Genomic DNA, 20,352 nt, shown 5'->3' with positions numbered 1-20,352 from the left:
TCAACGTTCATCCGATTCCACTATACCCATTATTTTAGCTTGTGTATAGAAAAACGATGCTTTTGTCACGATATTGTGCATTTTTTCACACGCTTGTTTTTTTAGTTAACAGTAACACTACTAGAAGCCTCTCCTTCAAGCCCTGTCAAGGGATCATAAGGTACAACGACGTAAGAGGGGTTGTTTAAAATCCCCGCACTTACACGATATTCTCCTTCTCCTGTCACTTGACCAACGAGTTCACGACGATCCTCTTCTTTTCGATAAACTCGATAGACCACTCGTTTATCATCTGCTGGAGTCCATTGTATTTTTCCGGAAATGAGGCGGAATCCACCAAAACCAACCGATCCAGAAACATCCTTGATTTCCGGCAAAATAATAGGCTCTGGCAAATTAGCAAGACCTTCTGGTATCTCGAATCTGTCTGACAAATCTTTTTCTTCATCTAATTCGGATAAAATAGACTTCATGAGCGAAGTAGGATACGAACTCCCCCCAGTCAAATAATAATCTTCTCCAGACTGATCGTATCCCATCCAAAGTGTTCCTACATATTCGGGAGTATAGCCACTAAACCATACATCTTTATTCCCACCTTCCACAGAGGGGTGTTGCTGAGTTCCCGTTTTGCCTGCTAGAGCTTTCGTATAATGACCAGCTTTTGCTGTACCCGATTCCACTGTTGTTTGTAGAATCTGTGTCATATTCCATGCCGTTTCATTATTAAACACTTGCTTTTCACTTTGTTGATGTCGATGGATTACTTCATCCTGACGATTTAATACTTGTGAGATTGTATATCCTTCCGTAATCTCACCATTACTTATGAAACTTCGATAAGCTTCGGTTAATTGCAAAGGAGTATATCCTTCAGATAACCCTCCAAGAGCAATAGCTAACCCTTCATCTTCGGTCGACAACCCGAGTTCATCTAAGTAATCTTTCACATAAGCAATTCCCATTTGGTCGAGAAGCCAAACAGCTGGAGCATTTTTTGAATCAACTAATGCTTGATACAATGAAGTAAGACCAGCATACGTATCATCATAATTGCTCGGTGTGTAATCTCCATAACTCCTTTGTTCATCTATTAATAAGGAGTACGGAATATATTTATCATCCATTAGAGCAGGTCCATAAACTGAAAACGGCTTAATCACCGACCCTGGCTGTTTTTTCGTTGTTACCCTGTTTCTGTCTCCATGCTTAAAATCGCGTCCACCTACAACAGCAACAAACCCACCGGTAGACTGATCCATTAATGTAAAAGCACCCTCCGTTTCACCTCGGGATCCCGGCACAAATTCCCCCTCACTCATTTGCGAAGCAGCAATTTGCTGGGCGGTCGGGTCCATTTCAACGATTAGACGATATCCCCCTCTTTTTAATTCCTCACGGGAAATATGATACTTTTGAGAAGCTTCTTTAATAACTAGATCTACATAGCTATTACTCCACGTTTCTTGGTTAGACTCTCTTTGTTCCTCCCCTAAAGTGGACCCTTGTAAGCTCACCATTGATTCAGAATCAATCATATCGAGAGATTCCATACGGGCAAGCACTATATTTCTTCGATCCATAGCCGCTTCCGGATTGTCAAAAGGAGAATATGAATTGGGCGCCTTTGGCATACCTGCTAAAAGAGCTCCTTGGGCTACAGTTAACTCAGAAGCTGAAACATTGAAATAAGTTTTTGAAGCTTCTTCGATGCCATATGCCCCCTTACCAAAGTAGATAGTATTTAAATACATTTCTAGAATTTTGTCTTTTGTATAATTACGTTCTAAATAGATCGCCGCCATGACTTCTTTTGTTTTACGCATCCAAGACTTATCATTTGTTAGAAAAAGGTTTTTAGCTAATTGCTGAGTAATTGTACTTGCCCCTTCAACTTTATCCATTGCAATGATATCTCGGTAAACAGCACGGAGAACAGACTTGAAATCAACTCCTGCATGCTCATAGAAACGACCATCTTCAATTGCAACGAAAGCCTCTTGAACATGCTCGGGTACATTTGAAATACTCAGGAGAGTTCGATTTTCCGAATAAATCCGTTCAATCACTTCCCCCTCTTTAGTTTCAATTGTAGTGGCGGAATCCAAAATAAGTTCTTCCTCAGATACTACAAAACGACCACCATAAATAATCGACAAATAACCTATAATTGACAGCAAGAATAAACCACCTATTATGATGGCAGGCCATTTTATACGTTTTAGCCATTTTGCCATTGGTGGGATCTTTAATTTATTTTTCAAACATCGTGCATCCTCTCTCGTATCATATGTTCAAACTTGCAGATCATCAGCCCCGCTTGCTACACTTAACTTGATGTAGGAAAGGGGACAGATCATGAAAGTATCTATGACAAATGGTACATTAAACTATTTAGCAAAGCTAGATCAGGAACACAAGGATGCCCATCTCTTATTGATGCAAGATCAGGACAAAACCGTTGCTTATTATGAAGGGAAACAGGATTCCTTTTTCGCTGAAGGCCGCGACTTTGAAATTGTCGAAGCGGTCGGGAATGTTCAGCCCTCAGGTTTCGTCGTGATGAATAACATTCCTGTTTCCGATGAAGGTCGGCCTGTATTTGAAGACCGATTTAAGAAGCGGGCGGGTAGTGTTGAAAACATGGAAGGTTTCCAAGCCTTTCGCATCCTAAGACCTACAAAAGGAAATACGTACGTTGTATTCACTCAATGGCGAAACGAACAAGACTTTGAAGACTGGAAAAACTCCAAAGACTTTGAAAAAGCCCATGAAAATTCCGGACCGAAGCACGAACAAAAGCCTTCTTTTATTGATGGAAAACCCTATATTACCAAATACCAAATGATTCAACTAGAAAAATAACATTAAAAAGTGAGCGACCGCGGTCGCTCACTTTTCCCCTATTATTCGGAAGATAATACTTCACTTTCGAAAAAGCTCTTAAATGCACTTTCAGATCTTTCTCCAACAATTCTTGCTTGTTCTTCTCCATTTTCAAAGTGAATAAGCGTAGGCGTGGAATCAATTTGATAATTATTCCATTCGCTTTGAAATTCACGTAAATTCAATTTCTTCATATCAATACCTAAATCTTGGGCAACCGGTACTAAAACTGGCGTCGTATTTTGGCAGTGAACGCATTCCGGGTCATAAAAATAAACCGTTATAGGATCACCTGATGCAACTTCCTCCGCTAATTCACCTGGCAATATTTGATTCTGGTAATTTGGATTATCTAACTGATCAATAGTACTCTGCTCTAAATCTTCCTTACCATAGGGATTCCCTTCCGTTTTCTGTGTGTTCTGGTAGTTCACAACAAAAGCAAGTACAACCACAAGCACTACAAGAATGCTTGCAAATATAATCATATTTCTCTTCATTAGGCGTTTCTCCTTTGTTCACGAATCGTTAGTAGATGACTAACAAAAATTAAAATAAAAGCAATACCTGCTAAAAATGGAATTGTAACAAAACCAAATCCATTAATATATTCTGCATTACAAGGAACAACTCCACAAGAACCTCCGGCCGATTGGAAAGCAGGAACTTTTTGTATCATATAATGATAAATAGATACACAAGCACCTATTCCACTTAAAATCAATCCTGATAAGGCTGCATCAGTTTTTCCTTTAATTAACGCTACTCCATAAATAACAACTAGGGGATACATAAGAATTCGTTGATACCAGCAAAGTTCGCATGGTGTATACCCCATTACTTCCGAGAAAAACAAACTACCTAGAGTAGCAACTAGGGATACAGCCCATGCTATAAATAATAACGTCTCGCTTCTTTTTTTCATGAAAAGTTTCCTTTCTACCTCTCTCCCTCTGTTATTATACTAGGTATTTATTTGAATTCAAAATAGATTACTTTACTAGTTTTAATTTTCTTTTTGAATGTCTACGTTTAAACTCACTATAACAGGGAATATTTGATTATGTGCTAACTTTATTGGAAAGGATGATGAACAATGGATAAAAAGATGCAACATTTAATTGAAGGATTAAACGAAGACTTAGCTAACGAATACGCTGCTTCCATTATGTATACTTATAACGCAGCAGTTGTCACAGGCTTATATCGTTCTGTGCTTAAACCTTTCTTTGAGAGTGAAGTAGCTGATGAACAAGCACACGCTTTATACTTAGCTGAAAAGATCAGCACTCTAGGAGGAACACCAACTACAACCCCTGCTGAAGTTGAACAACACACAGAAGTGAAAGAGATGCTTAAAGCTGCGCGTGAAGCAGAGCGTGCCACAATTTCACGTTATGAAGAACGTAAAGTACAAGCTGAAGAACTAAACCTAACAGAGTTATCTGTTAAATTAGATGATCTTATTTCTGATGAAACAGGTCACATGGAAGAAATTGACCGTCTACTTCAAGATTCTCGTTTACATGAATAAAACATTTTCCTTATAGCTTGCCGAACCAATCGTAAGTGGTTCAGTTTCAAAGTAGAACAAATAAAATCACAACCTAAAAGGTATGCAAATTCGTAATTGAATTTGCATACCTTTTTTAATTGTTATAACAGCATTCACCTATAATTAGCAGGAGATCTTAGCATCTATCGTATTCCTGCTTAAATATTGTAGTCTTTAAACTATTCTTATGGATAGTTTCTATGGCAGAAGGTCTTCAACTCCAATGCTTCCAATATTAAAAATTGTCTGATATATTAAAATCAACATAAAAAGTAAACAAGGAGATGCAATAACATATGTGGAACAATATCTTTACAGCGATCGACGAACAGTATGAATCAATGGTAAACACTCGCAGATACTTACATCAATATCCTGAGGTTTCATTTGAAGAAAAAGAAACAGCCAAGTTCATAACAAGTACGTATGATCGTTTAGGTATTCCTTATGAAAGCAATGTCGGTGGAAATGGTATATTAGCAACACTTAAAGGTGGGAAACCTGGGAAAAAAGTAGCCCTACGTGCAGACTTCGATGCACTACCTATCCAAGAGGAAAATCGGGTAGACTATAAATCTAAAATTGACGGAGTTATGCATGCTTGTGGACACGACGGCCACACTGCCTCCCTGCTTGGATTGGCCGAAGCATTGCTTCCTTTTCAAGAAGAACTGCCTGGTACTCTTGTTTTCCTTCACCAGCATGCAGAAGAATACGCACCAGGAGGAGCTAAACCTATTATAGAATCTGGTGCTCTAGATGACGTCGACGCTGTATTTGGTACTCATTTATGGGTTAACACTCCACTAGGTGTCATTCAAACTAGCAGAGGCCCTTTTATGGCAGGAGCCGACCGCTTTCACATTAAAGTAAAAGGAAAAGGCGGTCATGGAGCGATCCCTCATCAAACTAAAGACGCCATCGTCATCGCTTCGCAGCTCGTCACGTCCTTGCAACAAATTATCAGCCGGCGTGTAAACCCATTAGATACAGCTGTTTTAACCGTCGGTACCTTTGAAGCCGGAGATGCCTTCAATGTTATTGCTGATTCTGCTACTATAACAGGTACAGTTCGTACATTTGATGCGTCTGTTCAAGAAATGATTATAGAAGAAATGGAGAAAATCATAAAAGGAACATGCACTGGATATGATGCCGATTATGATTTTGACTACCTAAAAGGTTATACCCCTGTCATTAACCATCCAGAAGAAGCCGATTTAATTTTACAAGATGCTCCTAAAGCAGATGCTTCACTTATAACAGAAGAAGTGGAACCTTCAATGGCAGGAGAAGACTTTGCTTATTATTTAGAAAATAAGCCCGGTGCTTATTATTTCACGGGTGCCCAAATTCCAGATCATTACTATCCACACCATCACCCAAAATTCAACTTTGATGAAAGAGCACTTCCCCATGCTGCCAAAACTTTAATCCAAGCTTATCGATCCTATCAAGAAGAGCATAACTAAGAGAACAAACGGAGACGATGGACATTCATTGTCGTCTCCCCTAATTGTTCTAATAATCGACCATTAGCTACATATCCTACAATAGCACCTATACCAGGTACAAGCTGCATCAATTTCACTAAATCGATAGTATCTCGATATTCGATTTGTAACGTCCTCCAATCAATTTTCTTTCTTTCAAGTGGTTCATTCTCCCAATTTAGCAGCAAGTCCCTCACTCTAACCCTTTCTTTATCACTCGAAAAAGCTAGCATAAAAATATGCAGCAAAAAGACCCTCTCTTCATAACGATTAACATCCAAACCATAATATTGGCCCGCATCAAACAGGAACTTCATTTTAATACTTAAAAGCAACGGGAAGTCAGCTACCCCTAACCAGAAGCCACCAGCTCCCGTTCCCGCTCCTTCCCAAGCGGCTGTCGATTTGTACTGTTTCAATCGATCTTGTACAAGCTGTTCCCGTTGTTCAAATGTCCAATCAGTTTCTTGTTCAATCGGTCGAATATATTGTGATGTAGTCAGAGCCAATTCAATCATCTTTTTAATGCTTTCCGTTACGACATTATGGACACGATCAGGAATTTTACTATTGATGGTAGACTGAAATCCTTTAGATGATCGTTGAATAAGGCCAGACCGTTTCTCTAAGGATCGACTCCACCTTAACGCCTCTTTATACATTTGCTGGTCATAATTCACACTATTCCCTCCTAAAAATGCGGTTCCAAGAGGAACCGCATTCACCTATACTATTCGTTGTTTTACATATCCTTGAATAAAAGCGAAACTAAACAAAGTTCCACCAATAGCAACGATGATTGCACCTAGCAAATTCCACTGAATAATGAATAATATAGTAAATAGTAACGTTTGAAAAAGCATAAGTTGCCTAAGGAACGTGACCATTGCTTTTTGTTTCCATTTTTCGTCAACTGGATATATGTCCATCCACACAATCGTACGATGATGATTCCAAAGTGACATCATTTGAAATGCACTCAAGTATAAGAATAAAATCGCAAACGCAATCTTAACCCAAAGATTCGGAACAAACCATATGGCTAGACCGCCAATCGCAATAAGGCGGAAATACATCCCTAAATAATCACTGCTACGCACAAAAGTAATTCGATAAAGGTAAGTAAACGTTTCATCTTGCCTATAGCTGATTCCAGCCGTCAGTAAGCGGACAAGACTGTGCCTTTTTTTCACGGTATTTCTTAAATGTGGCACATCCGTAAACATATTGGCAATTCGATAAAAAGTCCGCATTCTCGCTTGATCCTTAATCACTAATAAGTCAAAAATAAGCCCAGCTTTTTTGCGAGCTAACGAATAGATGTACACAGTCACACCAATCAGTAAGAGGCTGAGGATAATAGCAAATCCCCATTCACCTTGTGCTAGGAAAAAGAAGATGCAAATACTTAAAACATTTCTTACTACCTGATCACCCAGACGAACATTTGCGTTTCTTTCCTTCAACATCCACCAATTGGCTAGCATATTAATAAGCTTAACAACCAAAACACCGATCAACATTAATAAATAATGATTCATCCCTAATTCAGGATAGGAAGCAAAATACAGTGGTCCAATTGCAGCCACTACAATCAAAATTAAATACAGTTGAATAACAAAACTGTAGATAAGACAACGTTTGAAATAATCACCAAGCTGATACTCAGCCGGAAGCAAAAACACTAAATCTGGTTCTTTTAATAACGTACGTACAGGGCTATAACTCGCTATTAAACCAAAAGCAATTCCAACTACCCAGGCTGTAGGAAAATCTTCAGGAAGTTCCATTAACCATTGTTGATAATAGTAAGCCAGCGCTGAAATGAAAAAAAACATCGCAATGGCAATATGTCCATTAAAAATATATTTTAAATAACGACTGGTTTCTTTCAGATGATCTTGAAAACGCTGATTCCAAAACTCTTGTGCATTAATCATCGGCGTCTTCCTTTGTCAGTTGAATATATATGTCATCTAACGAGGCAGAAGGTCGACCAAATGAGCTTCTAAGTTCATTCAATGTCCCCATGGCTCGGATTTCACCATCATGAAGGATGACAAAACGATCACAATATTTTTCTGCAGTCGCCAAAATATGTGTGGACATTAGTATGCCCGCTCCCCTATCCTTCATTTCATCCATAAGTTCTAAATAGGATTGAATACCGAGAGGATCAAGACCAACAAAAGGCTCATCTACTATATATAGCTCAGGTTCAATTAAAAACGCACACATAATCATTACTTTTTGACGCATTCCTTTTGAAAAATGAACAGGAAACCAGTTTAACTTTTTAGAGAGTCTAAATTCCTTTAATAGTGGTTCTAATCGCTTCTTAAACGCTTCTTCTGGGATGTTGTAAGCCATCGCTGTTAAATGTAGATGTTCATATAAAGTGAGTTCATCATACAAAATAGGCGTTTCAGGAATATAGGCTAATTGTTGACGATACCCTTCAGGATTTTCGTCAAAAGTGGTTCCATTTATGGCAACCCTACCTTTTTTCCCCTGCATCATTCCAATAACGTGTTTAATCGTTGTACTTTTTCCAGCTCCGTTCAAACCAATAAGACCGACAATTTCATTTGGAAAAACATCAAACGAAATCCCGTGTAACACATTTTTATGGGTATAACCTCCATGAAGGTCATCTATATGTAAAAGTGAGTTCAAGTTCATCCCTCTTTCCGGTAACTGCTTCTGTTAAAATTCTATCATAATTTGATAAAGCTGACACTTATATGCTATATGAAGGTTTATAATCGAGAAAAACAACGGAAATGTGGTACAATTATACAAAGAATTAAAAGGAGTGAATGGACAATGAGTCACGATAATAACTGTATTTTTTGCAAAATCATTAATGGAGATATCCCTTCAGCTAAAGTATATGAGGACCATGATGTTTATGCATTCCTTGATCTCAGTCAAGTAACAAAAGGACATACTTTAATCATACCAAAAACTCATACAAAAGATATTTATGAAACTGACGAAAAAGTAGCTGAACAATTTTTTTCACGTGTTCCTAAAGTAGCTAATGCCATTAAATCTGCTTATGACCCTATAGGTTTAAATTTACTAAATAACAACGAAGAGCCTGCAGGACAATCTGTCTTCCACCTGCATATCCATCTCATTCCACGCTACGGTGATAATGATGGTTTTGAGCCTAATTGGACGGTGCACACAGACGATTATACAAATGATGATTTGCAAATGATCGCTCAAGAGATCAGTCAAAATATTAAATAGCCATAGATTGTATCATAAGTTTTTGCTATAATTACTGCATACATTCGCTAACGATCATAAGGATACGTTTGGGATGTAAATATAGTTGAGTTTAGTCGAGATGAGGAGAGAATAAAAATGAATACTCGTGTTTTAGTTATGCTTTCATTACTAGTTGGTATGGGTGCCGTGCTTCATGCTGTTGTTCCACCGTTTTTCTTAGGAATGCGACCAGATATGATGTTGGCGATGATGTTTTTAGGAATAATCTTATTTCCAAAGCTACCCTATGTTTTAGTGCTATCTATTGCAACAGGACTAATTTCCGCTTTAACTACTACGGTTCCTGGTGGCCAATTAGCCAACCTGATAGATAAACCTTTAACAGCATTAGCCTTTTTCGGATTATTTCTTTTTCTGCGAAAAGTTTTAAAGCAAGCCACAGCTCCTGTATTAACGGCCATCGGTACGTTGATTAGTGGTACAATCTTTTTAAGTTGTGTGCTTTTTGTTATCGGAATGATGGAAGCAAGCTTTGGTATCATGTTTGCCACAGTGGTACTGCCTACTGCAGTAGTAAACACACTAGTTATGATTGTTATTTATCCTATTGCCCAGACTATTATGAAAAGAACGAATAGCACCCAATCTTTGAGCCTGTCATAACGCAGTGGTTCCTCAAGTTTTAAATGATAAATGAACACCTTAGGAGACTGCTATTTTAACTGATGTAGCGGTCTCTTTCATTTCTTTTTCTATTTTTAGGTTTCAAACGTACATATTAAGAGAAAATAATAATAGTGAAGTTTTTGAAAGGAGTATTTTCATGGCAAATGCGAAATCTTTAGTTATAGGAATTATTGTGGGAGGAGTAGCAGGTGCAACTTATACCTTACTTAGTACCCCCTCATCAGGGAGAGACTTTAGAGAGAACGCCAAATTGAAAAGCGAAAATTTAAAAACAACGGTTTTAAGTTTAAAAGAAGAGGGACTACAGCTAAAAGATCAGATCGCTCAAACTTCTAAAGAAGGAGCAGAGTTAGTTAAGGAACTATCAGAAGATGTAAAAAACTCTGTAGAAAGCTGGAAGCGCACAGTTGAGCCCCATCAGAAAAACATCCAAAAGTATTTGGAACAGATCGAAGAAAGCTTAAAAGAACTAGAAGAGAAGACAAAAATAGAACAAAATGATGTTAAAGATCATGATGATGATGAAGATGAAAACGGAACACAGCCGAGCCATGAAGTTGTAAAGCATTAGGTTTTTGAGATATATAAAGAGAATGCTTCTAAGGATAATACCTTAGAAGCATTCTCTTTTTTAAAAATTTATAGGCTGAGTTAAATCCTATTGTTGATTTTTCTTACAAAACATATTGAGTTCTTTATTAGGTAAGTTACTTATCTGAACTCGTTAATCTCCATTCATAGAAAAAGGGAATCGCTACTTTTGTTTAGGTAAATGGGGATATGAAACGACTGCCTCGAGGTCCCCCCCTTGTATTTAGCATTTAATCAGTAGACCATTCCGGTGGTTTCCGTTACAAAGAATGGCGTTTGAAGGTCCGGGAAATCCACTCACTTTCCGTGGGCATGTGGTGAGCCTCCTTAGGCTACGCCGAGACCACTGAAAAAGTCCGATAAATTTTAAGAAAAGCATCCCTAAAAATTCCATCCCCACTTTCGGTTTATAAATTAGGGGTAAATTGGACTTAATCCTCCACTTTGACAGGAAAAAACAATGTGTTTTTGGGTAAATAGTTCGGTTTTGGAGTACAAAAACATATGTAGAGGGAAAAATAGCAACAGAATTATCGAACCAATTAACATACTAAATAACATTACAATTGGTAAAGAAAAACGCTTGGATATTTTAATATCCAAGCGTTTTTCTTTATATTTTCTTCTTCAACTAAAGCATTCTTTACTTGAAGACTCAGCTTCGAGAGATGTTGTTTCCGTTATGGTTGAAAGCGTTTGGAGGTCCGGGAAATCGCGAGACTCCTTGCCATTGTGAGGCAGACGGAAACCTCAGTAATGGGTTCTTCACATTGTAGGCTATTCATAGATGGGAGTTTGCAACTGCACACTTGTTCCATATGGTGTAGCGAACACAGAAGACGACTCATGGCAGTAGGGCCATTCATTAAAAGCAAAGGATGGGTGGTGAGGAAACGGTGAGATTCCAAGCCCCCCATTCGATGTGTGAGAAACGAATCCCTTTCCCAGAAGGACTATCTACCACTATCTTTGTTCTATTGCAATGAACCTCTCTATATCAAGGATTTTAATAGGACCGCCCGCTATCAGGATTTGCATGCAAACTTAGGAATGGCTACCTTTTCTTGAAGGGGTATCGAGACACTTATATGGTAAAGGGGCGGAGGGAAACGGTGAGACCCCTATGGGATGTGCGGGACAGCTGAGACCCCACAGGACGAAGTCCGAGGAGGCTCAGCGCCCGCCCCATGGAAAGCGAACCGTTTCCCGCAGCCCCTACATTCACACAAACATCTCGAATTCAAGCACAATCTCTGATTTTGTATGCTAATTTATATGTTAAATACCGATAATCGTTGATATAACAAGGAACAATAAGAGACCAAATCATATGCAATTTGGTCTCTTCATTCGTATGTTCTCTCTACTAAAAACAAAAAAACCGCCTCATAAAGAGACGGTTTTCATTTCATACTTTAGTTATCTGGCTGTAGATCTTCGATTGAATCAACATCCATGTACTTAGGTACTACAAGTCCAATCTTAGCACCTTCAAGGTTTGCTCCTAAGTCTTCAATACTATCTTGATTACTTTCATACTGATCACCATGAGTGGCTGGTAACCATGCAGCTACCATTCCATCAGCATCTCCTGATGCAACAGATTCCCACATAGGTCCATTATCTAGAGCTGTAATGGTTACATCAAAACCTTGGGCTTTCATTACTTCAGCTATTACGTTTGTAGAAGCAATTTCAGAATCCCAGTTTACATATACTAGTTCGATTTCATTGCCATCGACTTCTTCCGTTCCATCTGTCCACTCGGCTACTTTTTCTTCATTTGCATCAATCCAGTTTTGAGCAGCTTCTTGAGGATCAGCACCGCCATCAACTTCTAGCATAACTTCTTCCATATCTGCTGGAGTCCAATTAAACTGGTCCAAGATTTGGTAGGCTTCAGGTTGATCATCTTCAAGACCTTGACGAACCATAGTTTTAATTTCTTCAGCTTCCCCGAAAGAGCCTTCAGGATCTTCTAAATATTTCAAGTCGAATTTAGCGAATTTCCAGTGTGGTGTCCAGCCTGTAACGATAACTGGTTCTTCGTTTTCAACAGCTTCAGTAAGCTCTGTAGCCATTGCACCAGATGAAGAAGTTGCTACTTCCCAGCCTTCAAGATTGTCATAAGTTTCTACAGCAGATTCTGCACTAGCAACAACACCTGCACCTGCTTCAATACCTGTGATTGTATAGTCTAATTGTTCACCATAACTTGCTTCTTCTTCAGTATTCCCTTCATTTCCTTCACTTCCCTCATCACCAGAGCCTTCCTCTTCAGATGAGCCACAGCCTGCAGCTATAAGTGTAAGTGAAAGTCCAGCAGTGATACCTAGACGTTTCCAGTCTAATTTAAACATGTAAATCTCTCCCCTTCTAAATAAATAATAATATCTATTGTAACAGAGTCATTTTGACTCTTTACAAACATTAAGCTTGATCTCCACGTTGAGTATTTAAATTCTGTGTGAATCGATCAATAATAATTGCTAATATAACAATACCTAAACCAGCAACAAATCCAGTTCCTACATCAGCACGCTGAAGCCCTGTAATAACAGTTTGCCCCAATCCTTTTGCACCAATCATAGAGGCGATAACAACCATAGATAGGGCAAGCATCACCGTTTGGTTGATTCCGGCCATGATTGTTTTTTGAGCCATAGGAAGTTGAACTTTAAATAGTTTCTGCACACCTGTTGTACCAAAGGCATCAGAAGCTTCAATTAATTCATGGGAAACTTGTCTAATCCCAAGGTTCGTAAAACGTACAGTTGGAGGCGTTGCAAAAATAACAGAAGCAAATACCCCAGGAACCATACCAATACTAAAGAATGCAACGGCAGGAATTAAGTAAACAAATGCCGGCATCGTCTGCATGAAGTCAAGTATCGGACTTAAGATTTTTTCTGCAATTGTACTCTTAGCCATCCAAATACCGAACGGCACACCTATAATGACACATAAAATACTAGAGAAAATTACGAGAGTGAATGTATTCATTAACTCTTCCCATAATTCTTGGTTCTGTATAAACCATAAACCAACTATGGAAAATAGAGTTAAGCCAATCTTTTTACCAGAGATAAAGAATGCAATGGCTCCTATTGCTAAAATAAATAACCAAATCGGGACCTGCATTAATAAACCTTCAGCAACAAATTCAATAAAATCTCCAAAGTCTTCTTTAACAAAATCAAATAAAAATCCAAATGTATCTGTTATCCACTCTGTACCAGCTGAAATCCAATCAGCAACTGGTAATTTAGGAATCAGTTCCATTTATGTTCACCTCATTTCCAGCTAATGCCGCAATAACAGTACCACGCACAATAATGCCAAGTAACTTTTCTCCTTCAACAACTGCGACAGGTACAGGAGCATCATGAATAATTGTAAAAATATCATGCATCGTTGTATCTTTTTGAACTTTCGGAACATCCGTTCTTAATATCGACTTCAATTCTTTAACATCTTGCTTAGTCGCTTCAGATACATCATCTGCTGTTACATATCCATATAAATTTCTCTTAGCATCAGTTACGTAGATGCTTGAAAGACCTTCTTTACGCATACGCTCCAATGCTGTTCTCGGTCCATGTTTTTCAATATCAACAGTTTCAGGACGTTTCATAACGTTTTCTGCTGATAATATTTTAGAACGATCTACATCCTCAACGAATTTTTCAACGTATTCATTCGCTGGATTAACCAGAATTTCTTCAGGAGTTCCAATCTGGACAATACGTCCATCTTTCATTAAAGCTATACGATCACCAATTCTTAATGCCTCATCTAAATCGTGAGTAATAAACAGTATTGTTTTCTTCATAGTTACCTGAAGTTCTAACAATTCATCTTGCATTTCTTTACGAATAAGAGGATCTAGTGCAGAAAAAGCTTCATCCATTAATAAAACCTCAGGATCATTTGCTAATGCACGGGCAAGACCTACCCTTTGCTGCATTCCGCCTGATAGTTGTCTTGGGAAATGATTGATGTTCTGTCCGAGTCCTACCATTTCTAAAGACTCTTGCGCTTTATTCTTACGTTTTTCCTTATCCAATCCTTGAACTTCTAAACCAAACTCAGCGTTCTCAAGAATGGTACGATGCGGAAATAGAGCAAAACGCTGGAATACCATACTTAATTTTTCACGACGAACATTTCGCAAAGTTTTACTATCAACCTTCGCCAAGTCATCTCCATCGATTAACACGCTGCCTTCAGTTGGCTCTATTAATCGGTTAATGAGTCGTACTAGGGTTGATTTACCACTCCCAGAAAGACCCATGATAACAAAGATCTCTCCTTCTTCCACGTCAAAGGACGCACGGTTAACTCCAACCGTATTTCCTGTTTTCTCTAATATTTCATCTTTTGAATAGCCTTCATCCAAAAGTTTGGTTGCTTTTTTAGCATTTTTCCCAAAGATTTTAGATAAATTTTTCACCTGAATGATCGGCACGTCTTTCACCTCTTAATCCTAATAGTAAATTTGTATTATGACTTCGTTCCTTATGACACTTTACCTACTGTACCTTAAATGCAACACCAAGTTCAAACCATAAATACTTTTAATTTAGTTCAAATATTGCATACAGTTTGAACTGAATGAAGTTTTCCGTCCATTAATCTCCATTTTTCTACAAAATCCTTCATTTTTCAACCATCCCTTATATTTTTTTATTATTATCAAATATAGTAACGTATTGATGAAGATTATTAAGGAGGTTCTTAATGGGAATGAATAAAGACCAAACACTAGAAAACATACAAACAAATATCATCCATGAGTTTTCGAAAACATTAGAAATGTTTGGCTTAACACCATCAGATTCTAGGTTGTTCGTAGCCCTATACTTGCATGATGAACCAATGACCCTAGAAGAGTTGAGTGAGGCTTTAGGAAAAAGCAAAACTTCTATAAGTACTGGAATTCGCAGTTTATCTGATCAGGGGCTTGTAGAAAGAGTATGGATTAAAGGAGTAAGGAAAGACCTTTATCAAGCAGATGAAAAGCTTTATAAAAAATTCATGACTTCCTATATTCAAAAATGGATCGATGCCTCCCATACCCAATCAGCATCTTTGCATGCGATTCAAAACACTCTTCCCCCCTCCCATGAAGAACCACAATCAAGATTTCTACAAGATCGACTAGATCAAATGATTGGTTTTAATAAAGAAATTATGAAAGCGTTCAAAAAGATTGATCCAGCAATTACAGATCAATAAGCTTATTTCACTAATGAAAAGCGAATTTTTTTATAAAAATACTATTGGAAAACAATAAATCTTGAAATACTTTGAATTTTTACTACAATAGAGAGTAAGTAAAAGTTTTCGGAGAGACTATTATTACTATTAGCTAATTCGACGGTTTCTATGTGAAATAACCTTTACCCTAGAAAGGGTGGGAAGTATGAAAGATAAAATTTCCAAGCAAGAAGCTATTTTCTATAGTCATAAAATGGCTCAATTATCAAAGGCGCTTTGGAAAGCGATTGAAAAAGACTGGCAAGAATGGATCAAGCCTTTTAAGTTAAACATAAACGAACATCATATATTATGGATTGCTTATCATCTAGAAGGTGCAAGCATATCAGAGATATCTAAATATGGTGTTATGCATGTATCTACTTCCTTTAACTTTTCGAAGAAGTTAGAGGAACGGGGGTTGTTACAGTTTTCTAAACGTGAAAATGATAAGAGAAATACGTACATCGAATTGACAACTGAAGGAACTAGCTTATTAGAAGATACTCTAAATGAGTATGAACCTAATAATAATTCAGTGCTACGTGGTGTTCTTCCTATGACTGAAATGTACGGAAAACTACCTGAATTTCTAGATTTATCAGCACTCATTAAAGAGATCTATGGTGATGAATATATGGAAATTTTGGAGCGATCCCTACAGAGCATTGAAGAAGATAGCACTATTTCCGAGGAAACAACCGACCTAAACATTTACAAAAGTAGCAAGAGTTCTTAAAAAGTAGCCTTCTCATTTTATATGGGAGGGCTACCTTTTATAAGTTGTCCATTCGATAAATTTCGCCATAAGTCCAGGATAAATTTGCTCTTCGTACATAGCTATAAATGTTTTCTCTACGGGTAATTTATAGTTCAGCATTCCTGCAAAGTGAAATAATAAATGTTCTTGATGGATGTATCCTTCCCCGAGTTCTTCCAAATATGTATAATAAAGTTCTTTAACAAGCTCAATTGTTTGTTCGTATTCTTTTTCTGACAGGCCATGTTCAACTACTAATTTGGTAAAAGGATATTGACTCATTTCATCTATTTGAAGGAGTAACTTCAAGTGAAATTCTTTTCCTTTTAAACCTTCAATTTTCGACACGATTTCCCCCTCCTTACCTACTAAATAAATCCCGTCACCATGCACTTTAAGATGACTTTTAAAACTATCTGTATCTTTTTCCTTAAAACCTATTGCTTTTTACCGTGAAACATACTATTATTCCCTTTGTGCCACTAAGAATTAGCACTATCCATCATACTCGATTTTCCAAATGTATTCATAGTATTTTTTATAGCAAAGGGGGATTTTAAGATGAATTGCTGGAAAACAGTAAACATCAATAAGCAATTCGGTATTAACCGTGTTTATCTCATGTCATTTCTAACAGGATTATTGTCCTTTTTAGTTCTTTATTTACCTTTTTCTATATTACATGGTACACATGATGTTAGGGATCACGGATTTTTACCCTTATTGGTAATCTTATTCTTTCTCCCTTCGATGCATCGACTCATGCATATTTTACCTTTATTACTTTTTTATAAACGTATTCGGGTTAAATTCAAAATTAAAAATAGATTTACTCCAACATTTTCATATCAATGCAAATCTAAATTATCAAAACAAACTTCTATTTTAATAGCTATAGCACCAACTTTCTTTATTACGTTGCCTGCTCTTATGATGAGCGTAGTTTTCCCAGGGTATTTTGCTTACCTAGTAATCTTTGCATCTGTGAATATCGGTTTATCCTTTAGCGACTTTTTATATTTAAATCAATTTATAAGAGCTCCAAGGAAGTGCGTTATTGAGAATGCCAAAGAAGGCTATGATATATTAGTTCGCAACCAAGAAATTTAAACTAAAAAAATAGCGTCTCTCTTATATGAGAGCGCTATTTTTCATATGAGGGTTTCTTCTGTTCAATTTAAGGATTTTTTGATAAAGTAGTCTCATAGGGAATAAAGGAGGTTTTTACAATCGTATCAATTTTGTTTGTCATATATGGACTCATTGTTTTATTCATATTTAATTCTCTTACACATTCCTTATGTTTGAAAACTAAAATGTCTAATGAAAAACAACCTAAAGTATTTAGAACCATTAATATTCTCATTACGATTTTATTGATTACTTCCTACGTAGATGTAATCAATCATATGTAACAGACAGGCTATGCTTTGACATAGCCTGTTTTATTTCATTCTAGAACCAAGCAGCACCTACGATGATGAGTAGAATAAACAATACGACGATTAACGCAAAGCCTCCACCATATCCATAACCCATAACTTCACCCCCATGCTTAAGACATAACACATCATATGCCTTTATTAACAATCTGAATGGGCAACAACCTAACTACTAGCTAATTTCTTTCCTATATATAGAATAGTTAAGGCCAAATATGTTATATTAATTCATGGACATAAAACATAAGCTTGAGGAGTGTACGAGAAATGAAAAAAATAACACTAACGACTTTGCTTGCTGCAAGTTTGTTTACACTAGCGGCTTGTTCATCTGAAGAAAATAATTCGGAAACAGTCGTAGAAACAAATGGTGGAAACATAACAAAAGAAGAATTTTATGAAGAGTTAAAAAGCTCCTCAGGGGAAGAAGTTTTACAACAACTAGTAATGAATAAAGTACTTGAAAATAACTATGAAATTTCCGATGAGGAAGTAGATAAAGAATTAGAGGCATTGAAGGAGCAATATGGTGATCAATTTGAGATGGTGCTTCAACAAGAGGGATTTTCTGATGAGGACGAGTTTAAAGAATTAATTCGTTTAAGCTTACTTCAAGAACAGGCAGCCGCAGAAAATGTTGACATTACTGAAGAGGAAATGAAAGCTCATTACGAGCGCATGAAAACTGAAATTGAGGCTAGCCATATTCTTGTAGAAGATGAGGAAACCGCCAATCAAGTAAAAACTAAACTTGAAGAGGGCGAAAGTTTCGCAGACTTAGCCAGTGAGTATTCTACAGACGGAACATCTACACAAGGTGGAGAACTTGGCTTTTTTGGTCCAGGGGCTATGGATACTCAGTTTGAAGAAGCAGCCTATAATTTAGAAGTGGATGAAGTAAGCGATCCTGTTCAAACACAATTCGGTTACCATATTATTAAAGTAACAGACAAGCGCGAGGCTGAAGATGTTGAGTCTTTTGAAGATTCCAAGGATGAGATTAAACGTACACTTGTCAGCCAAAAAATCAGTCAAGAACAATTGCAATCTCAAGTTAACGAAATGATGCAGGATGCAGAAATCAGCGTTAAAATTGAAGAATTTGAAAATCTTTTTGAACAAGAAACTGAACCTGCCGAAGGGGAAGCAGCAGACGAAAAAAATACAGAAGAATAATATACTAAAAAAAGCAAGGTCGACATAAGTTGTCTACCTTGCTTTTTGTCTTACTACGGATGAACTTTTTTCTTTGTCTCTTTTCACTTTTTCTTCTTTCATTCGAGACAAGTATACTCGCCCCTCTTTCTCAATAAACTGTTGTTCAATTTTCTGTTCTGTTCTCATAGCTCGAAATGCCATAAGTCCACTTACAAAGATAAATATGATACAAAAGAATACCCATACTGGAAGACCTAAGATCATGTTGAATCCTCCCTGTCCATTCATTTATAACTATTCTATGAACAAGCTGTCACCTATATGACCATTACATTCTCTTTAAACTAAGGCTGTATTAAACCCTGTTGTTAATTTTTGTTCCATCAAAAATATGGAATATAGAATGGGCTGATGTATAAGAAGCCAAAAATAAATGCCATAACTTCCATCAGCAACGTTTCATATTGCCGTTTCCCCGTCTGTGACCGTCATTTAAAATGAAACAGTTTCTGCTAAAATAACTGACACACTTTACTGGAAATTATCATCCCCAATTTATAGTGAATTGCAGCCTCTAATAACAAAACATTTGTTAATCATTGTCCTGATTTATACGGTGGTTTCCGTTACAAAGGATGGCGTTAGAAGGTCCGAGAAATCACTCGCTTTCCGTGGGCATGTGGTGAGCTTCCTCAGGCTACGCCTTGCGGGATCTCACCGATCATGTTCATCCCACAGGAGTCTTGCGATTTCCCGGACCTTCTTGCTTTCGTGAGGAAAACGGAAGCATCAGATATGGTGTTTCAAGTGAAAATACTCCTTATGAGTGAAAATTGTGTTGGAGGGTATTTGTACCATCGCTTAAAGCGCCCGGTTATTCAATAAAAGAATGGCGATTCCATTGCTTTTCATCGGAGCATGGGGGATGCAACAGGTAATCTCCTACCCTTCATATAAACACGTTATCACACCCGATTTTTAACTTATCTAAATGGCTTAAACTGTGATGGCCATATCCCCTGATCTGTATCAGGCTTCAATTGGCGTTATGTCAGATATCTCATACTTTAACAGGGACGGTAGAACGGCACGATTTCGATAGAAACATACGGCAAGGGGCGGTGGGGAAGGGGGAGACTCCTGTGGGATACGCGGGTTAGATGGGTAGTGTCAAGAAGTCTGTGTAAATCAAGGAAGGTTCTCCTATGTTAAACATCAAGTTTTTTAGTTGTTGGCTGGGGGACCGTACCTTTTATCAAACATTTCATCTAACTCGCCGGA

22 protein-coding genes are annotated in these 20,352 nt (G+C 37.5%); 10 read left to right on the top strand and 12 right to left on the bottom strand.

What is annotated here, in order from left to right; all coding sequences use genetic code 11:
• Nucleotides 1-101: 101 nt before the first annotated feature.
• A complete protein-coding gene (locus ACFQIC_RS17260; protein WP_390217514.1) occupies nucleotides 102-2,264 on the bottom strand; it encodes a transglycosylase domain-containing protein in 2,163 nt (720 codons plus the stop codon).
• A gap of 94 nt (nucleotides 2,265-2,358) precedes the next feature.
• On the opposite strand from ACFQIC_RS17260, the gene ACFQIC_RS17255 reads away from it, so the two are divergent.
• A complete protein-coding gene (locus ACFQIC_RS17255; protein WP_204711413.1) occupies nucleotides 2,359-2,865 on the top strand; it encodes an antibiotic biosynthesis monooxygenase family protein in 507 nt (168 codons plus the stop codon).
• A gap of 41 nt (nucleotides 2,866-2,906) precedes the next feature.
• Here ACFQIC_RS17255 and ACFQIC_RS17250 read toward each other — a convergent pair whose 3' ends face one another.
• Both ACFQIC_RS17250 and ACFQIC_RS17245 read right to left on the bottom strand, forming a co-directional pair.
• Nucleotides 2,907-3,386, bottom strand: coding sequence for a thioredoxin family protein (locus ACFQIC_RS17250; protein ID WP_204711415.1), 480 nt, complete (start codon nucleotides 3,384-3,386; stop codon nucleotides 2,907-2,909).
• Complete coding sequence (locus ACFQIC_RS17245; protein WP_204711417.1) at nucleotides 3,386-3,811, bottom strand: disulfide oxidoreductase; 426 nt, start codon at nucleotides 3,809-3,811, stop codon at nucleotides 3,386-3,388. The genes ACFQIC_RS17250 and ACFQIC_RS17245 overlap by 1 nt, the downstream gene beginning before the upstream one ends.
• 171 nt (nucleotides 3,812-3,982) lie before the next feature.
• Between ACFQIC_RS17245 and ACFQIC_RS17240 the strand changes: the two genes are divergently transcribed.
• A complete protein-coding gene (locus ACFQIC_RS17240; RefSeq protein WP_204711418.1) occupies nucleotides 3,983-4,420 on the top strand; it encodes a ferritin-like domain-containing protein in 438 nt (145 codons plus the stop codon).
• A 317-nt stretch (nucleotides 4,421-4,737) separates the two neighbouring features.
• A complete protein-coding gene (locus ACFQIC_RS17235) occupies nucleotides 4,738-5,913 on the top strand; it encodes a M20 metallopeptidase family protein (protein WP_204711419.1) in 1,176 nt (391 codons plus the stop codon).
• Here the strand turns inward: ACFQIC_RS17235 and ACFQIC_RS17230 are convergent.
• From ACFQIC_RS17230 to ACFQIC_RS17220, 3 genes are read right to left on the bottom strand one after another with little or no spacing between them, the layout of a single operon-like run.
• Nucleotides 5,910-6,614: an EcsC family protein gene (locus ACFQIC_RS17230; RefSeq protein ID WP_204711420.1), complete on the bottom strand. Its 705-nt coding sequence runs from the start codon at nucleotides 6,612-6,614 to the stop codon at nucleotides 5,910-5,912. The two genes, ACFQIC_RS17235 and ACFQIC_RS17230, sit on opposite strands and share 4 nt — an antisense overlap.
• Nucleotides 6,615-6,659: 45 nt before the next feature.
• Nucleotides 6,660-7,874 carry an ABC transporter permease gene (locus tag ACFQIC_RS17225; RefSeq protein WP_204711421.1) on the bottom strand — a complete coding sequence of 405 codons (1,215 nt, stop codon included), beginning with the start codon at nucleotides 7,872-7,874 and terminating at the stop codon, nucleotides 6,660-6,662.
• The gene (locus tag ACFQIC_RS17220) at nucleotides 7,867-8,610 is read right to left on the bottom strand and encodes an ABC transporter ATP-binding protein (protein WP_204711422.1); all 744 of its coding nucleotides are present in this window, start codon (nucleotides 8,608-8,610) and stop codon (nucleotides 7,867-7,869) included. Before ACFQIC_RS17220 ends, ACFQIC_RS17225 begins: the two co-directional genes overlap by 8 nt.
• A 150-nt stretch (nucleotides 8,611-8,760) precedes the next feature.
• Between ACFQIC_RS17220 and ACFQIC_RS17215 the strand changes: the two genes are divergently transcribed.
• The 3 genes from ACFQIC_RS17215 to ACFQIC_RS17205 all read left to right on the top strand — a co-directional run bounded on the left by ACFQIC_RS17215 (nucleotide 8,761) and on the right by ACFQIC_RS17205 (nucleotide 10,432).
• Nucleotides 8,761-9,192: an HIT family protein gene (locus ACFQIC_RS17215; RefSeq protein ID WP_204711423.1), complete on the top strand. Its 432-nt coding sequence runs from the start codon at nucleotides 8,761-8,763 to the stop codon at nucleotides 9,190-9,192.
• Nucleotides 9,193-9,309: 117 nt separating this feature from the next.
• Complete coding sequence (locus ACFQIC_RS17210) at nucleotides 9,310-9,837, top strand: tryptophan transporter (protein ID WP_204711424.1); 528 nt, start codon at nucleotides 9,310-9,312, stop codon at nucleotides 9,835-9,837.
• Nucleotides 9,838-9,997: 160 nt separating this feature from the next.
• Nucleotides 9,998-10,432 (top strand): YtxH domain-containing protein, encoded by a 435-nt coding sequence (locus ACFQIC_RS17205; protein ID WP_204711425.1) that lies wholly within the window; start codon nucleotides 9,998-10,000, stop codon nucleotides 10,430-10,432.
• A 1,435-nt stretch (nucleotides 10,433-11,867) separates the two neighbouring features.
• Here ACFQIC_RS17205 and ACFQIC_RS17200 read toward each other — a convergent pair.
• From ACFQIC_RS17200 to ACFQIC_RS17190, 3 genes are all read right to left on the bottom strand, one after another.
• Nucleotides 11,868-12,812, bottom strand: coding sequence for a glycine betaine ABC transporter substrate-binding protein (locus ACFQIC_RS17200; protein WP_204711427.1), 945 nt, complete (start codon nucleotides 12,810-12,812; stop codon nucleotides 11,868-11,870).
• A gap of 70 nt (nucleotides 12,813-12,882) precedes the next feature.
• A complete protein-coding gene (locus ACFQIC_RS17195) occupies nucleotides 12,883-13,734 on the bottom strand; it encodes an ABC transporter permease (protein WP_204711429.1) in 852 nt (283 codons plus the stop codon).
• Nucleotides 13,718-14,920, bottom strand: a complete 1,203-nt coding sequence (locus ACFQIC_RS17190; protein WP_204711431.1) for a quaternary amine ABC transporter ATP-binding protein — start codon at nucleotides 14,918-14,920, stop codon at nucleotides 13,718-13,720. The genes ACFQIC_RS17195 and ACFQIC_RS17190 overlap by 17 nt, the downstream gene beginning before the upstream one ends.
• 272 nt (nucleotides 14,921-15,192) lie before the next feature.
• On the opposite strand from ACFQIC_RS17190, the gene ACFQIC_RS17185 reads away from it, so the two are divergent.
• Nucleotides 15,193-15,690: a GbsR/MarR family transcriptional regulator gene (locus ACFQIC_RS17185; RefSeq protein WP_204711433.1), complete on the top strand. Its 498-nt coding sequence runs from the start codon at nucleotides 15,193-15,195 to the stop codon at nucleotides 15,688-15,690.
• 187 nt (nucleotides 15,691-15,877) lie between these two features.
• Nucleotides 15,878-16,450, top strand: coding sequence for an HTH-type transcriptional regulator Hpr (locus ACFQIC_RS17180; RefSeq protein WP_204711435.1), 573 nt, complete (start codon nucleotides 15,878-15,880; stop codon nucleotides 16,448-16,450).
• Between the two features lie 30 nt (nucleotides 16,451-16,480).
• Here the strand turns inward: ACFQIC_RS17180 and ACFQIC_RS17175 are convergent, their stop codons facing one another.
• Nucleotides 16,481-16,819 (bottom strand): DUF1878 family protein, encoded by a 339-nt coding sequence (locus tag ACFQIC_RS17175; RefSeq protein ID WP_204711437.1) that lies wholly within the window; start codon nucleotides 16,817-16,819, stop codon nucleotides 16,481-16,483.
• Nucleotides 16,820-17,032: 213 nt separating this feature from the next.
• Here ACFQIC_RS17175 and ACFQIC_RS17170 point away from each other — a divergent pair, with 213 nt between their 5' ends.
• Nucleotides 17,033-17,581, top strand: coding sequence for a DUF3267 domain-containing protein (locus ACFQIC_RS17170; protein ID WP_204711439.1), 549 nt, complete (start codon nucleotides 17,033-17,035; stop codon nucleotides 17,579-17,581).
• 345 nt (nucleotides 17,582-17,926) lie between these two features.
• Here the strand turns inward: ACFQIC_RS17170 and ACFQIC_RS17165 are convergent, their stop codons facing one another.
• Nucleotides 17,927-18,010, bottom strand: coding sequence for a YjcZ family sporulation protein (locus ACFQIC_RS17165; protein WP_204711449.1), 84 nt, complete (start codon nucleotides 18,008-18,010; stop codon nucleotides 17,927-17,929).
• Nucleotides 18,011-18,180: 170 nt separating this feature from the next.
• On the opposite strand from ACFQIC_RS17165, the gene ACFQIC_RS17160 reads away from it, so the two are divergent.
• Complete coding sequence (locus ACFQIC_RS17160; protein ID WP_204711441.1) at nucleotides 18,181-19,089, top strand: peptidylprolyl isomerase; 909 nt, start codon at nucleotides 18,181-18,183, stop codon at nucleotides 19,087-19,089.
• Nucleotides 19,090-19,122: 33 nt separating this feature from the next.
• On the opposite strand, the gene ACFQIC_RS17155 is transcribed toward ACFQIC_RS17160, so the two are convergent.
• Nucleotides 19,123-19,335 (bottom strand): sporulation YhaL family protein, encoded by a 213-nt coding sequence (locus tag ACFQIC_RS17155; protein WP_204711443.1) that lies wholly within the window; start codon nucleotides 19,333-19,335, stop codon nucleotides 19,123-19,125.
• Between the last annotated feature and the right edge of the window lie 1,017 nt (nucleotides 19,336-20,352).

It is taken from the genome of Halobacillus seohaensis, assembly GCF_042663045.1.
In the GTDB taxonomy this organism is placed as follows: domain Bacteria; phylum Bacillota; class Bacilli; order Bacillales; family Halobacillaceae; genus Halobacillus_A; species Halobacillus_A seohaensis.
Note: the sequence above shows the minus strand (reverse complement) of the source record. Positions and strands in the feature narration are given on the sequence as shown.